8 protein-coding genes are annotated in these 14,133 nt (G+C 67.7%); 4 read left to right on the top strand and 4 right to left on the bottom strand.

All coding sequences use genetic code 11. The features are described 5' to 3' along the window. Positions 1 to 109: 109 nt before the first annotated feature. Together WT53_RS25420 and WT53_RS25415 are read right to left on the bottom strand one after the other, a co-directional pair. On the bottom strand, positions 110 to 1,417 hold the full coding sequence (locus WT53_RS25420) for a hypothetical protein (protein ID WP_034204127.1): 1,308 nt from the start codon (positions 1,415 to 1,417) through the stop codon (positions 110 to 112). Between the two features lie 392 nt (positions 1,418 to 1,809). Continuing rightward, positions 1,810 to 3,228: an MFS transporter gene (locus WT53_RS25415; RefSeq protein ID WP_034204126.1), complete on the bottom strand. Its 1,419-nt coding sequence runs from the start codon at positions 3,226 to 3,228 to the stop codon at positions 1,810 to 1,812. Between the two features lie 453 nt (positions 3,229 to 3,681). On the opposite strand from WT53_RS25415, the gene WT53_RS25410 reads away from it, so the two are divergent. Next, positions 3,682 to 6,144: a DUF3772 domain-containing protein gene (locus WT53_RS25410; RefSeq protein ID WP_034204125.1), complete on the top strand. Its 2,463-nt coding sequence runs from the start codon at positions 3,682 to 3,684 to the stop codon at positions 6,142 to 6,144. 139 nt (positions 6,145 to 6,283) lie between these two features. Here WT53_RS25410 and WT53_RS25405 read toward each other — a convergent pair whose 3' ends face one another. Continuing rightward, positions 6,284 to 7,795 (bottom strand): aldehyde dehydrogenase family protein, encoded by a 1,512-nt coding sequence (locus WT53_RS25405; protein ID WP_034204124.1) that lies wholly within the window; start codon positions 7,793 to 7,795, stop codon positions 6,284 to 6,286. Positions 7,796 to 8,428: 633 nt separating this feature from the next. On the opposite strand from WT53_RS25405, the gene WT53_RS25400 reads away from it, so the two are divergent. The 3 genes from WT53_RS25400 to WT53_RS25390 all read left to right on the top strand — a co-directional run bounded on the left by WT53_RS25400 (position 8,429) and on the right by WT53_RS25390 (position 12,193). Further along, positions 8,429 to 10,009 carry an amino acid permease gene (locus tag WT53_RS25400; protein WP_060262188.1) on the top strand — a complete coding sequence of 527 codons (1,581 nt, stop codon included), beginning with the start codon at positions 8,429 to 8,431 and terminating at the stop codon, positions 10,007 to 10,009. A 135-nt stretch (positions 10,010 to 10,144) separates the two neighbouring features. Beyond that, positions 10,145 to 11,413, top strand: coding sequence for an FAD-binding oxidoreductase (locus tag WT53_RS25395; protein WP_060262186.1), 1,269 nt, complete (start codon positions 10,145 to 10,147; stop codon positions 11,411 to 11,413). A 105-nt stretch (positions 11,414 to 11,518) separates the two neighbouring features. Then, complete coding sequence (locus WT53_RS25390; protein WP_034204121.1) at positions 11,519 to 12,193, top strand: TetR family transcriptional regulator; 675 nt, start codon at positions 11,519 to 11,521, stop codon at positions 12,191 to 12,193. A 66-nt stretch (positions 12,194 to 12,259) separates the two neighbouring features. On the opposite strand, the gene WT53_RS25385 is transcribed toward WT53_RS25390, so the two are convergent. After that, positions 12,260 to 14,041, bottom strand: coding sequence for a phospholipase D-like domain-containing protein (locus WT53_RS25385; protein ID WP_060262184.1), 1,782 nt, complete (start codon positions 14,039 to 14,041; stop codon positions 12,260 to 12,262). Positions 14,042 to 14,133: the final 92 nt, after the last annotated feature.

Genomic DNA, 14,133 nt, shown 5'->3' with positions numbered 1-14,133 from the left:
GGCCTCGACTATACGAACCCGGATCGGATAATAAAAGTTTGCTTTCTTTATATCTCGATAAAACGGATTTATTCTCATCCTCGCGCGCCCGCGTTCGGCGCGCCGGCGCTCAGTCTGCCGTGTCGCCGCCCTTCGGCAGCTTCGACCATGCGCCGCGCCCCGGCATCGGCGACCACGCCGGGCGGGTCTTGCGGGCGCTGTCGATCACGACCAGATAGCGGCCCGCGATCGGCGTGATGTCGCGATCGCGACGCAGCACCCACAGCGACTTGCCGGCCTCGACACGCGCCTGGTAATCGTCGTCGAGCAGGCCGTGCCGGTCGAGGAACGTGTTCAGCGACGCGGGAATCCGCACGCAACCCTTCGAGTGCCGGATGCCGAGCAGCGCCTCGAGCCGGTCGGGATCGGTCGCATGCATCTGGAAGCGCATCGGCGACACGCCGCCCTTGCCCCAGCCGCGCTCGCCGTCCACCCAGCCGAAGTCGTAGATACGCATGTCGCGGCGGCCGTAGCCGCGAATACCGTTCTCGTTCGTCGTCCCTTCCGCGCGAAAATCCATCGTGTCCGGCGAGTGATGGAACACGCCGAGCGGCGTCAGGAAATGGTCGTACTGGCCCGGCAAGCCGGTGCCGACCGGCGATGCGCCGATCATCAGCCATGCATTGGCCGGCGTCGCGCGGAAATAGATGAACAGCGCCTGCACGTTCGGCGCGCGGTCGACCATCGCGACGTATTCGCCGGCGAGATCGCCGAGATCCGCATCGGCGAGCGCTTTCTGGAGCCGCTCGCCATACGCGCGCTGCTCGCTCGCCGGCACGGTCAGGCGTCGCGTGACTTCCTGCATGAAACGCTTGCGCATGTCGAGCGCGCGCGTCGTCGCGTTCTGCGCTTCCTCGGCCGACAGCGGCGGATGCCGGCGCGGCGGAGTGGGTGGTGGCGGCTCGGCCTCGCTGGCAGGCGTGCCGGAGGCAGCCGACGCAGGCGCGCTAGCCGACGCGGCGGAAGCAGCCGACGCACCCGATCCCGCGCTCGCGGGTTCTGCATGATTCACGTGATTCGCTTGTGACGCGGCGGATGTCGGCGCGGCGGCCGATGCGCCCGACGCCGCATGCGCGGACGAAGCGGGATGCGTGGGAGAGGCCGCCGATGCAGGCGACGCACCGGATGACGATTGCACGGCCGACGACGGCGCGTCGGGCGCGGCAAAGGCAGGCCGTTCGGCGAGAACGGAAATCGACACCGTCGCAGCGAGCCACACGTATGCGGCGACTGCGCGGTGACGGCAACGCGGCTTTGCAAATTGCCGCGCCAGGTGGGCAAGAATCATACGTTCGAAGCCATCGGCCGATCCGGCCGCCGCAGCGTGCTGTTGCGAGCGGCGCATCTTCCGCGCAAGCCATCGACACGTCCGGCGCATCGCGTGCGCCCGGCGCCGACGCCTCTTCGCGGGGGAGCCGTTCACTGATCCAACGCGGGCGCTCCGATGGCGGCTAATGAGTCGTCAGGCCCCTCATTTTACTCGTCCATACGCGAATCGGCTGCGATGCAAATCGCGATTTCACGGTGTCATTGCGCTTCGTCACGCTTTGTTTCAACTCGTTGCCGCTCGTGTCGTCGGTGCGTGGCAGGCTCGTGTGTTGACGTTTCGCCCGCGGCCGAACGCGTGCGCGCTCGAGCCGGTTCGATCGCACTTCCCTTTTGATTCGCATAACAAAACAACTGGGAGACCGGATAGCCCGAACCAGAAACGTTGGACCGCATCGCACGCATGCCGCAACGAACCGTGCGGCACGCGTGCGCACCTGCCCGCTACTTCGAGATGGTTTCGAGCGCGATACCCTTCGTGCGCGGCCCCATCCATCCGATTGCCGCCATCACGATCACCATCGCGCCCGCGATGAACGCGAACACGCCGAACGTGCCGAACCCGCGCAGCACGGCCGCGATCACGAACGACGAGAAGATCGCCGAGAAGCGGCTCCACGAATAGACGAAGCCGACGGCCCGCGCGCGAATCGACGTCGGGAACAATTCGGCCTGGTACGCGTGGAAGCTGTACGACATGATGTTGCTCGCCAGCGTGAGACCGATGCCGAGCACGATCAGGAAGGCGCCCACCGTCGTCTGGCTGAACAGCAGCCCGCAGACGACGATCGCCGCCGCCATCGCGACGATCACCGACTTGCGCTCGAAGCGGTCGGCGATCACGAGGCCGATCAGCGGGCCGATCGGCGCCGCGAGCGCGATCACGCTCGAATACATCAGGCTCGACGTGATCGTGATGCCCTGCTTGATCAGCAGCGTCGGCACCCAGTTCGCGAAACCGTAGAAGCCGACCGTCTGGAACACGTTGAAGATCGTCATCATGATCGTGCGGCTGCGATACGGCGGCACCCACATGTCGCGGAAGCTGCCGCGCGGCGGCACGGGTTCGGCCGGTGCCGGCGGCGGCAGCGGCCGCCCGTATTCGGCTTCGACCTTCGCCTCGAGCGCGCGCATGATGCGGTCGGCTTCGTCGACCCGGCCCTGCTGCGCGAGCCAGCGCGGGCTTTCCGGCAGTTCGCGGCGAATCCACCACACGAACAGCGCGCCATGCGCGCCGATCAGCACGACCCAGCGCCAGCCGTCGAGGCCGAGCGGCGCGTGCGGCACGAGCAGGTAAGCGAGGAACGCGACCACCGGCACCGCGACGAACCCCACCGCCTGCTCGCACGCGAACGCGCGACCGCGAATCTGCTTCGGCACGAGTTCGGAGATGTACGTGCCGATCGTCACCATCTCGACGCCGAGGCCGAGACCGACGACGAAGCGCCAGAAGTTCAGCCCCGCCGCGGTGTCCTGGAACGCCATCACGATGTTCGCGGCCGTGTACCACAGCAGCGACCACGTGAAGATCGCGCGGCGGCCGAAGCGGTCGGCGAGAAAGCCGCACGCGATCGTGCCGATGAAGAGCCCGGAGAACAGCGCGGCGATGAAGCTCGCGACGCCGGTGGTGCCGAACAGGCCGTGCGTGGTCGCGGAAAGGATGCCGCTTTTCACGAGGCCCGGCGCGATGTAGCCGCTGTACAGCAGGTCGTAGAGTTCGAAGAAGAAGCCGAGGCTCAGCAGCACGACGAGCTTCCAGACGCTGCGCGTCGGCGGCAGGCGATCGAGGCGGGCCGAGATGGAGCCGGGGTCGATGGAGGGGGATTGGGCAGGTGCCTGGGAAAGGCTGTCCGTTGAGGCCATCTTGGGCGCGTCTCCTGATCGTGTCGTATCGTGTCGTGCGTCGCCGTCCGGCGGACTGCCGAACCGCCGCCGGGCGAATCGCTGCATTGTACCGGCACGCCCGCTCGACGCATGGGCAAGCCAGCAGGCCGGACGCCTTCCAGGCACCGCGGCCATTCGATGCCCGGTTCCCCCGTCGAATAATGTGTAACTTCCGTAACCGCGTGTCGGGGACGAAAGGCGCGTCCGCGTGGCGTTCCGGTGCCATCGGCCGCACGCGCAGGCCGCGCGGGCCGGTAATAATGGGGCTGCCGCGCCGTTTCGCGCGGGCGCGCGCCGCTGAAATCGCCGCGGACGACAAGACGCAATCGGTACAACCACGCGTTCCGCGCCCCGGTAACATGCTAGCGGGCCAACTACCGGCTTCCGGCTGCCTTTCGGCAACCGGCATTGTCGGCAAATCGTAAGAATTCCATGTCCATACAACGACTATCCACGTACGCCCGCCGGATCGCGCTGATCGCGCTGCTGCAGTTCGCGGCCATCGCGACCGCGTCGGCATTCCCGGCCGCCGCTTCCGCTCCCGTCGCGAGCGGCGTCGGCGCATCCGTGCCGGCCATCTCGCTGCCCGACGCCGTCGCCCAGCTCAAACAGATGCAGGCGGAGCTGGACCGCATCAAGCAGCAGACCTCGACCACGTCCAACAGCAAGGAGCTGGACGCGCTCGACGATTCGGCGCAGGAACTGAGCACCGATGTCGCGAAACTGCAGAGCGATCTCACGCCGCAACGCGCGCAGGTCCAGGCGCAACTCGACGTGCTCGGCCCGCCGCCGGCCGAGGGCGCCGCGCCGGAAACGCCAGCCGTCGCGAAGCAGCGGGCCGCGCTCGACGCGCGCAAGACGCAGATCGACGCCGCGCTGAAGCAGGCCGCCGACCAGAAGGCGAGCCTCGCGAACCTGACCGAGCAGTTCGCGAAGCTGCACCGCAGCCTGCTGAAGAACCAGCTCGCGTTCCGTTCGAGCAGCATCTTCAGCGCGCAGTTCTGGCTGCCGCTGTTCCACCTGTCGCCGGACGATCGCCAGCGGCTCGATGATTTCAACGGCGAACTGTTCGACATGCTGCATTCGTCGTGGGTCCCCGGGCAACGGGCGATCACCACGCTGCTGCTGATCGCTGCATTCGCCGCATGGCTCGGCGGCCGCCGGCTCATCGAGCGCGGGCTCGCATGGATCGCGCTGACCCGCCTGCCGCCCACCCGCTTGCGCCGCAGTGCGCTCGCGCTGTCGACCGTGCTGTCGACCTTCCTCGCGACGGCCATCGCGATTCAGATTTTCTACCTCGCCGTCGCGCGCCGCTACGAGCTCACGCCGTCGCTGACCGATCTGTGGGACCAGTTCGCGAAACTCGCCGCAACCTGCGCGTTGATCGCCGGGCTCGGCCGCGCCCTGCTCTGCACGAAGCATCCGTCGTGGCGACTGCCTGCGCTCGCCGACCCGGTCGCGCTCGCGATGAAGCCGTTCCCCAGCATCCTGGCCGCGCTGCTGCTGGTGTCGGGCACGCTCGAATCGATCAACCGGATCGTCGATACCAGCCTGTCGGTCACGCTGCTCGGCCGCGGCATCGTATCGCTCGTCGTCGCGCTGACGGTCGGCGCATCGCTGTTGCGCGCGAACCGCGCGCGCAGCGCACTCGCGGCGGCAGGCGAGGCACCCGAGCAACGCTCGACGCTCGCCGGCCTGATCCATGCCGGCGTCACGCTCGCGATCGTCGCTTCGTTGATCGCACTCCTGATCGGTTACATCACGGTCGCGCGCTTCATCACGTACGAGCTCGTGTGGTTCGAGATCGTGCTGTGCGCGACCTACATCCTGATTCAGTTGACGCGCGACGCGAGCGAAAGCCTGTTCTCGTCGAGCCTGTCGTCGGGCCAGCAGATCAAGCATCTGTTCGCGCTCGAAGACCGCCACCTCGACCAGGCGCGTACGGTCCTGTCCGGCTTCGGCACGAGCCTGCTGATGCTGATCGCGGCGATCGCGCTGCTGACCGGCGGCTTCGGCACCACGCCGAGCGACCTGCTCGACAGCGCGGTCGCGATGATCGGCAGCCAGCGGCTGCAGAGCCTGAACATCATGCCCGACCGGATCATGAACGCCGTGATCGGCTTCGCGATCGGCTTGTACCTGCTGCGCTCGCTGCGCCGCTGGCTCGACGGCGAGTTCATGCCCGCGCTCGGCATGGATACGGGCATGCGCGTGTCGCTGATCACGCTGTTCACCAACGTCGGCTACGTGCTGCTCGTGCTGATGACGCTCGGGCTGCTCGGCGTCAAGTGGAACAATCTCGCGTGGATCGTCAGCGCGTTGTCGGTGGGGATCGGCTTCGGCCTGCAGGAAATCGTGAAGAACTTCGTGTCGGGGCTGATCCTGCTGACCGAGCGCCCGGTGAAGGTAGGCGACATGGTCAGCATCGCGGGCGTCGAAGGCGATATTCGCCGCATCAACGTGCGTGCGACCGAGATCCAGCTGAGCGACCGCTCGACCGTGATCGTGCCGAACTCGCAACTGATCTCGCAGAACGTGCGCAACGTGACGATGGGCAACAGCACGCAGGGCGTCGCGACGCTGGTGCTGACGTTCCCGCTGAACACCGATCCCGAGCAGGTGCGCGACCTGCTGCTCGATGCGTATCGCGAGCACCAGGCGATTCTCGAGAAGCCGGCGCCGTCGGTGACGTTCAGCCAGCTCACGCCGGACGGGATCACGCTGAGCGTGACGGGTTACGTGTCGAGCCCGCGGATCGCGAGTTCGACGAAAAGCGATCTGCTGTTCGAGATCCTCAAGCAGTTGCGGGCGGCGGGGATTACGTTGTCGAGCCCGCAGATGCTGGTCGTGCAGAACATGCCGGCGGCCGATGGTTCCACGCGGCACGAATCGTAAGTGAGCCATCGAGCGGGTACGCTCGCGATCGATCGGCGCGCCGCGCGCCACGCAGTAAACGAAATGGGCCGGTTACCGCTTCCACGGCAACCGGCCCATTTCATTCGACCGTCGGAACGCCCAAGCCGGGCGCCCGCACTTATACGTCGAACTTCACCCCCTGCGCCAACGGCAACTGCCGGCTGTAATTGATCGTATTCGTCGCACGACGCATATAAGCCTTCCACGCATCCGAACCCGACTCGCGCCCGCCGCCCGTTTCCTTCTCGCCGCCGAACGCGCCGCCGATCTCCGCACCGCTCGTGCCGATGTTCACGTTGACGATCCCGCAATCGCTGCCGGCCGCCGACATGAACTGCTCGGCCTCGCGCATGTCGTTCGTGAAGATCGCCGACGACAGCCCCTGCGGCACCGCGTTGTGCACGGCAATCGCGTCGTCGAAATCGTCGTAGACCATCACGTACAGAATCGGCGCGAACGTCTCGCGCTCGACCACCGCCGATTGCTTCGGCATCCGCACGATGGCCGGACGCACGTAGTACGCATCCGCGTGACCGACGTCCACGCGCTCGCCGCCCTTCACTTCGCCGCCCTGCTCGCGCGCATCGGCCAGCGCCTTCTGCATCGCGTCGAACGACGCACGATCGACGAGCGGGCCGACCAGCGTGCCTTCCTCGAGCGGATTGCCGACCTTCACCGACGCATACGCCTTCTCGATGCGCGGCAGCAGTTGCTCGACGAGGCTGCGATGCACGATCAGCCGGCGCAGCGTCGTGCAGCGCTGGCCGGCCGTGCCGACCGCCGCGAACGTGACCGCGCGCACGACGAGGTCGAGATCCGCGCTCGGCGCGACGATCATCCCGTTGTTGCCGCCGAGCTCGAGGATGCCGCGTCCGAGACGCTGGCTCAGTACCTTCGCGACTTCCTGGCCCATCCGCACGCTGCCCGTCGCGCTGACGACCGGCACCTTCTTCGACGCCGTCAGTACCTCGCCGACATCGCGCATGCCCAGCACCAGTTGGCTCAGCTCCGCCGGCGCGACGCCCGGATGCGTCTTCTCGAACTCGCGCAGCGCCTTCTGAAGCAGCACGTGGCAAGCGATCGCGGTGAGCGGCGTCTTCTCGGACGGCTTCCACACGACCGAATCGCCGCACACGAACGCGAGCGCCGCATTCCACGCCCACACCGCGACCGGGAAGTTGAACGCCGAGATCACGCCGCACACGCCGATCGGGTGCCACGTTTCCATCATCCGGTGGCCCGGACGCTCGGACGCGATCGTGAGGCCGTAAAGCTGGCGCGACAGGCCGACCGCGAAATCGCAGATGTCGATCATTTCCTGCACTTCACCGAGGCCTTCCGACGTGATCTTGCCGGCTTCGAGCGTGACGAGGCGACCGAGCTCGGCCTTGTGCTCGCGCAGCACGTTGCCGAACACGCGCACGAGTTCGCCGCGCACCGGCGCCGGCACCGTGCGCCACTTGAGGAATGCGTCGTGCGCGGCGTCGATCTTGCGCTCGGCGTCGGCGGGCGTGTCGACGGCCAGCGTCGCAAGCGTCGCGCCGTCGAGCGGCGAACGCGCGGTCAGCGCGTTGCCTTTCCACTGGGCGAGATCGATGTCGAGCGCGGCAAGAATGTCGTTGAATTGCATCACTTCCTCTTCAGGGACAGATTGATCGGTGCGGCGGCAGCGCCGCCCGCGTGATTCGATTGGAGCGCGTTCGAGCGCCTTGTGCAAGCGGATGCGCCGCGCGGCGGGCCCGGTGCGCCATCCGGCGCATCGTGCTGCGCCGTCGCCGGAAAGCCAGGCCGGACGGCGCGCCCCAGCCTCGCGAGGCACGATCCATGAAACGCATTGTCGATGGCCACAAGTCGGGCCGCTATTGATATTAACTCACGACTTCATTCCAAAAGCGCAAGAAGTAAGCCGGCTCGCCAGGCCTGTTTCAGTACCGATATGGGACGTTTCCCAAGCCCGCAACCGGGCGCTCGGATACGTCGCGGCACGACACAAGTTGATGATCATCTCGCATCACCCTGTTCGGAAATATCGTTTGCCGCCGATGCACCGGGCACACACAATCGGTGCGACGTCGAGGTGCAACGCACCCGGCGCGCCGCCGGCCGCCACCACGGCAGCCGGACGACCGACGAAGGCGACACGCACCACGGCCCGGCTCAGCGGGCCCGTCTCGCACCGCATCACCGCTACCCGGCCGCGGCCGGCCACGCGTCGCGCTTCGTCACCGAAAAACAATCCCGGAGACAGCGCCCAGCGCCCGCCATGCATTCAGATGCCCGCCCCGATTCGTCCCGTCCGTCCGGCTCGCCGCCCGCGAAGCCGTCCCTCCACCGCGCGTTGCAGGCCCGCCATCTACGGATGATCGCGATCGGCGGCTCGATCGGCACGGGGCTGTTCGTCGCATCCGGCGCGTCGATCTCGCAGGCCGGCCCCGGCGGCGCGATGCTCGCGTACATGGTGATCGGCCTGATGGTCTATTTCCTGATGACGAGCCTCGGCGAGATGGCCGCGTTCATGCCGGTGTCGGGCTCGTTCGCGACCTACGGCGCGAAGTTCGTCGACGAAGGCTTCGGCTTCGCGCTCGGCTGGAACTACTGGTACAGCTGGGCCGTGACGCTGGCGGTGGAGCTCGTCGCCGCGCAGCTCGTGATGAACTACTGGTTCCCGCACGTGCCGGGCGTCTGGTGGAGCGCGCTGTTCCTCACGCTGATCTTCGCGCTCAACGCGCTGTCGGTGCGCGGCTTCGGCGAAGCCGAATACTGGTTCGCGTTGGTCAAGGTGCTGACGGTGCTCGCGTTCGTCGGCGTCGGTCTGCTGATGATCTTCGGGATCATGCAGGGCGGCCCGAGCGCCGGCTGGGGCAACTTCACGATCGGCGACGCGCCGTTCGTCGGCGGCTGGGCGACGATGCTCGGCGTCGCGATGATCGCGGGTTTCTCGTTCCAGGGCACCGAAATGATCGGCGTCGCGGCCGGCGAATCGGAAAACCCGCGCACGACGATTCCGCGCGCGGTGCGCCAGATCTTCTGGCGCATCCTGCTGTTCTACGTGTTCGCGATCTTCGTGATCGGCGTGCTGATTCCGTACACCGATCCGAGCCTGCTGAAGAGCGACGTGACCGACATCGGCGTGAGCCCGTTCACGCTGGTGTTCCGCCACGCGGGCCTCGCGTTCGCGGCCGGCGTGATGAACGCGGTGATCCTGACGGCCGTGCTGTCGGCCGGCAACTCGGGCATGTACGCGTCGACGCGGATGCTCTACAACCTCGCGGTCGAAGGCCGCGCGCCGAAGCTGTTTGCGAAGCTGTCGCCCGGCGGCGTGCCGCGCAACGCGCTGTATGCGACCACCGCCGTCGGCGCGCTGTGCTTTCTCACGTCGCTGTACGGCGACAAGACCGTCTACCTGTGGCTGCTGAACACGTCCGGCATGGCCGGCTTCATCACGTGGCTCGGCATCGCGGTCAGCCACTACCGGTTCCGCAAGGGTTTCCTGAAGCAGGGCTACCGGCTCGACCAGTTGCCGTATCGGTCGAAGTGGTTCCCGTTCGGACCGCTGTTCGCGTTCGCCCTGTGCGCGATCGTCGCGCTCGGCCAGGACTACCACGCGTTCCTCGCCGACAAGATCGACTGGACGGGCGTCGCCGCGACCTACATCGGCCTGCCGTTCTTCCTCGCGATCTGGCTCGGCTACGCGCTGGTGCGCAAATGCCGGCTGGTACGCTACGAGGACATGGAAATCGCGCCGTGGATCGACCGCAACGCGACGCCCGACGCCACCGAAAAGGCCGATGCCGGCTATCCGGCCTACGTCGCCCGGCCGGTCAACCCGACGCCGGGCGCCTGACGCCCGGCAACGCGCCGGCGACCGCCCGACCGCGGCGGCCGCTGCGCTGAAAACCCCATTCGACGCGGCGCGCGCGTTCAGGCAAGATCCACGCGCGCCGTCCGTTTTTCCGCCGTCACGATTCACCGAAAACGCATGCAGAACTTCTACGAAGCCACCGTTACCCGCCAGCCCTATCCGCAATTGACCGGCCCGATCGATACGCAGGTCTGCATCGTCGGCGGCGGCCTCGCCGGCCTGTGCACGGCGCTCGGCCTCGTCGAGCGCGGCGTGCGCGACGTCGTCGTGCTCGACAGCGAACGGGTCGGCTTCGGCGCGTCGGGCCGCAACGGCGGCTTCGTGTTCGGCGGCTATAGCCTCGACAACGCCGACCTGCTGCGCACGCTCGGCCGCGACGAAGGGCGCCGGCTGTACCGGCTCACCGTCGACGCGGTCGACCTGATCCGCGCGCGCATCGCCCGCTACGGGATCGACTGCGACATCGTCGACGAGGGCGTGATGCTCGCGAACTGGTTCGACGATCCGTCGCGGCTCGACGGTGTGCGCACGCTGATGAAAAACGAACTCGGCGTCGAGTGGGAACCCGTCCCGACCGGCGCGCTGCGCGAGCGGCTGAAGACCCGGCGCTATTACGGCGGCCTGTTCGAGCCGAACGCGTTCCACCTCCACCCGCTCAAGTACGTGCTCGGCGTCGCGGCGGCCGCCTCGCGCGGCGGTGCGCGCGTGTACGAGCGTTCGGCCGCGCTGGGCATCGCGCGCGACGGCGCCGGGTACGTCGTGCGCACGGCGCAGGGCACGGTGCGCGCCAAGGACGTCGTGTTCGCCGGCGGCGGCTACGCGCGCGGCGTGTCGCCGCGCATCGAGCGCGCGGTGCTGCCGATCGCGACCTACGTGATCGCGACCGAACCGCTCGGCACGCGCCTGCCCGACGCCATCGACGCGCCGTACGCGATCTACGACACGCGTTTCGCGTTCGACTACTACCGTCCGCTGAAGGACACGCGGATCCTGTGGGGCGGCCGGATCTCCGTGCTCGACCGCGGCCCCGACGCGATCGCGCGCCTGCTGCGGCGCGACCTGCTGCGCGTGTATCCGCAACTGGACGGCGTGAAGGTCGACTATGCGTGGGGCGGGCTGATGAGCTACGCGCGGCACAAGATGCCGCAGATCGGCCGCGACGCGGACGGCGTGTGGCACGCGATCGCTTTCGGCGGCCACGGGATGGCGCCGACCACGGTGGCCGGCGAGGCGCTCGCCGCCGCGCTGGCCGAAGGCCGGCCGGTGCCGGACGGCTTCGCCGCGTTCGGGCTCACGCGCACGTTCGGCCTGGCCGGCCTCGCCGCCGCGCAACTCACGTATACGGCGTACCAGGCCCGCGATGCGCTCGCCTCCTGCCGCCGCTGAGCGCCCGCGACGGCCTTGCCGATTAGAGCGGAAGGTCGGCCGGGCGGCCATTTCCCACATGCTAGAATGCCTTTTCCAAGCCGCCGCGAACCACAACAAAGTCACATGAAAGCAGGAAGCAAGGCCGCCACGTCCGACACCCGCGCGCTTGCGTCCGATGCGCGGCGTAAATACGATCCCGAGCAAACCAAGCGCAACATCCTCGATGTCGCCACGCAGGAATTCTCCGCGATGGGCCTCGCCGGTGCGCGCGTCGACGCGATCGCGGAGCGGACGAACACGACGAAGCGGATGCTCTACTACTACTTCGAAAGCAAGGAAGGCCTGTACGAGGCCGTGCTGGAGAAGGTGTACGGCGACATCCGCGCACTCGAGCAGGAACTGCACGTCGGCGACATGGAGCCGCGCGAAGGCATGCGCCGTCTCGTCGAGTTCACGTTCGACTATCACGACAAGCATCGCGATTTCGTCCGTCTCGTGTCGATCGAGAACATCCACGGCGCGAAATATGTCGAACAGCTCAAGTCGTTCAAGAACCGCAACGTCAGCATCATCAAGACGCTCGAGGAACTGCTCGAGCGCGGCGCGGCCAGCGGCGCGTTCCGCAAGGACATCGACGCGTTCGACCTGCACCTGCTGATCAGCTCGTTCTGCTTCCATCGCGTGTCGAACCGCTACACGTTCGGCGCCGCGTTCGGCCGCGATCCGTCGGCGCCGCGCCTGCGCGCGCGGCATCGCGACACGATCGCCGACGCGGTGCTCCGCTACGTCGCCGCGTAAGCGCCGCCCGCAGCCGGCCGGGGCGCGCCCCGGCCGCGGCCCTTGGCCCTGCAACGTTTCAGCGCATCAGTCCGTCGGCGCGGTCGACGCCAGCGCGATCCGCGCCTTCTGTTCGGGGCTGCCCGCCACGTAATACTTCTTCGCCCAGCTCGAATCGGGCGCGAGCGCGAGCCGCGCATGCGCGCCCGTGCCCCGCTGCTTCGCATCGATCGCCAATGCGCGTGCGCGGTAGTGCTCGTAAAGCCGCAGGAATTCCGCGAGATAGATCGCCGCGATCCGCTCGTCGCGGATCTCGAGCAGGTTCTCGTCGTTGTACTGCTCGGAGTTGCGGCTCATGTTCGCCGAGCCCGTATAGACGACCGGATTCGCGCCTTCCGCATCGATCACGATGAACTTGTGATGGATCACGACGGGCGGAAAGGCCGGCGCCGGCTCGCCCGGGAAGAGCCGCAGCTCCGGCTCGAAGCCTTGCGGCACCGTGGCCGGCGAAAAATACGACGCATCGATCACGTCATGGTTGTCGCGGCTGCGGTGGTACAGCTCGAGGTTCGCGAGCGTCGCCGCATCGAGCGACTGGCCGCCCTGCTGCGCGGCATCGGCCTTCGCCGCGCTGCCCGCGTTGATCCGGTTCACGAGGCCGAACATCATCAACCCGCGGTCGCCGGCCGCGAAACACGCATCGCGCAGCGCCGCGTCGGTCGGCATGAACAGGCAGAACGACACCGAATGCTTCGCGGCCGCGATCGCGGCGACGATCGTATCGATCTCGGTACGCTGCCCCGACGGCTCCGGCGAGTACGCGACGCGTACCTGCGCGCTGCCGATCGTCATCGGCGCCGACCAGCCCGGCGACAGCCGGGCGGTTTCCGCAATCGACGGATTCCCGGCCAGCGCATGGGCGCGCTCGTTGTACAGCGCGGCGAGCGCGGGCGAATCGAACGCGTGCAGCACGTTGGCCTGCTCGGTCAGCCCCTCGGTCGTGAAATTCGCGGAACCGGTCAGCACGCGCGCGGGCGCCGCGCTGGACGGCGCATCGGTCACGATGAACTTGTCGTGCATGATGTGCGTCCGGTCGCGCGGCGCGAGCGTCGCAAGGCCCTGCAGCGCGTCGACGGCCGGCTGGTTCGGCGACGGCAGCGGCGGCTTGCCCTTGCGCGCCGTCGTATGCGCGTCGTAGACGATCGCGAGCGACGCTTCGCCGTGCCGGCGGCCGAACGCCTCGAACGCGGGCAGCGCCCACAGCGTGTCGGTCAGGTGATAGACGGCCGATACCGCGCGCGACGCAGGATCGAGCATCTCCGCGAACACCTGCTCCATGTCGTTCGCGAGCCACGTGCGCAGCTTCAGCGCCTGCGCGGCGCTCGGCGCCTCGTTCGGCGCGAGGCCCAGCGCCGCGACCTGCTTCGCGAACGCCTGCGAGCTGACCACCGCGCGGTTGAACCACGTACCGATGCCGTCCTCGATGTGCGCGGGCAGCACGACGTCGCACACGCCGGCTTGCGCGTCGAGCACCTGCAGGTTCGCCGGCGTGCCGACGACCGGATAGACGTCGTAGCGGAACGACGCACCGCGGTCCTGCGGATCGATGCGCGCGTCCCACCACATGAATTTCTGAATCGGCGCCTGATCGGTCGGCGCATCGCCCTGCGTGTCGGCGGCCGGGCCGTCGAACGTCAGGCGATTGGGCAGCCAGCTGTCCGGCGCACGCGTCTTGCCGTCGGCCGACCAGAAGCCGGGCGTGCGCCGGATCGCGAAGCCGAGGAAATCGGACCGCGACGCCGCATCGGGCCAGTCGAAAGCCAGCAGGACCAGGGTGGGGGAAAGATAGCTGCGCACGCTGACGGTCATTCGTTGCTCCCTGGCCCGGCGGCCGGTCGAGATGAATGGGTCAGTCTTGACGACGGTTCTTCCCGGACGATGACCGTTCGATGAACCTTGTA

Source organism: Burkholderia sp. MSMB2157WGS, assembly GCF_001532755.1.
Taxonomy (GTDB): domain Bacteria; phylum Pseudomonadota; class Gammaproteobacteria; order Burkholderiales; family Burkholderiaceae; genus Burkholderia.
Note: the sequence above shows the minus strand (reverse complement) of the source record. Positions and strands in the feature narration are given on the sequence as shown.

What these genes read in the sequence shown, in the direction of transcription:
- WT53_RS25400 (WP_060262188.1), top strand. Translation starts at nt 8,429, where the DNA reads ATGCATTCAGATGCCCGCCCCGATTCGTCCCGTCCGTCCGGCTCGCCG.
- WT53_RS25390 (WP_034204121.1), top strand. Translation starts at nt 11,519, where the DNA reads ATGAAAGCAGGAAGCAAGGCCGCCACGTCCGACACCCGCGCGCTTGCG.
- WT53_RS25405 (WP_034204124.1), bottom strand. Translation starts at nt 7,795, where the DNA reads ATGCAATTCAACGACATTCTTGCCGCGCTCGACATCGATCTCGCCCAG.
- WT53_RS25420 (WP_034204127.1), bottom strand. Translation starts at nt 1,417, where the DNA reads ATGCGCCGGACGTGTCGATGGCTTGCGCGGAAGATGCGCCGCTCGCAA.
- WT53_RS25395 (WP_060262186.1), top strand. Translation starts at nt 10,145, where the DNA reads ATGCAGAACTTCTACGAAGCCACCGTTACCCGCCAGCCCTATCCGCAA.
- WT53_RS25415 (WP_034204126.1), bottom strand. Translation starts at nt 3,228, where the DNA reads ATGGCCTCAACGGACAGCCTTTCCCAGGCACCTGCCCAATCCCCCTCC.
- WT53_RS25410 (WP_034204125.1), top strand. Translation starts at nt 3,682, where the DNA reads ATGTCCATACAACGACTATCCACGTACGCCCGCCGGATCGCGCTGATC.
- WT53_RS25385 (WP_060262184.1), bottom strand. Translation starts at nt 14,041, where the DNA reads ATGACCGTCAGCGTGCGCAGCTATCTTTCCCCCACCCTGGTCCTGCTG.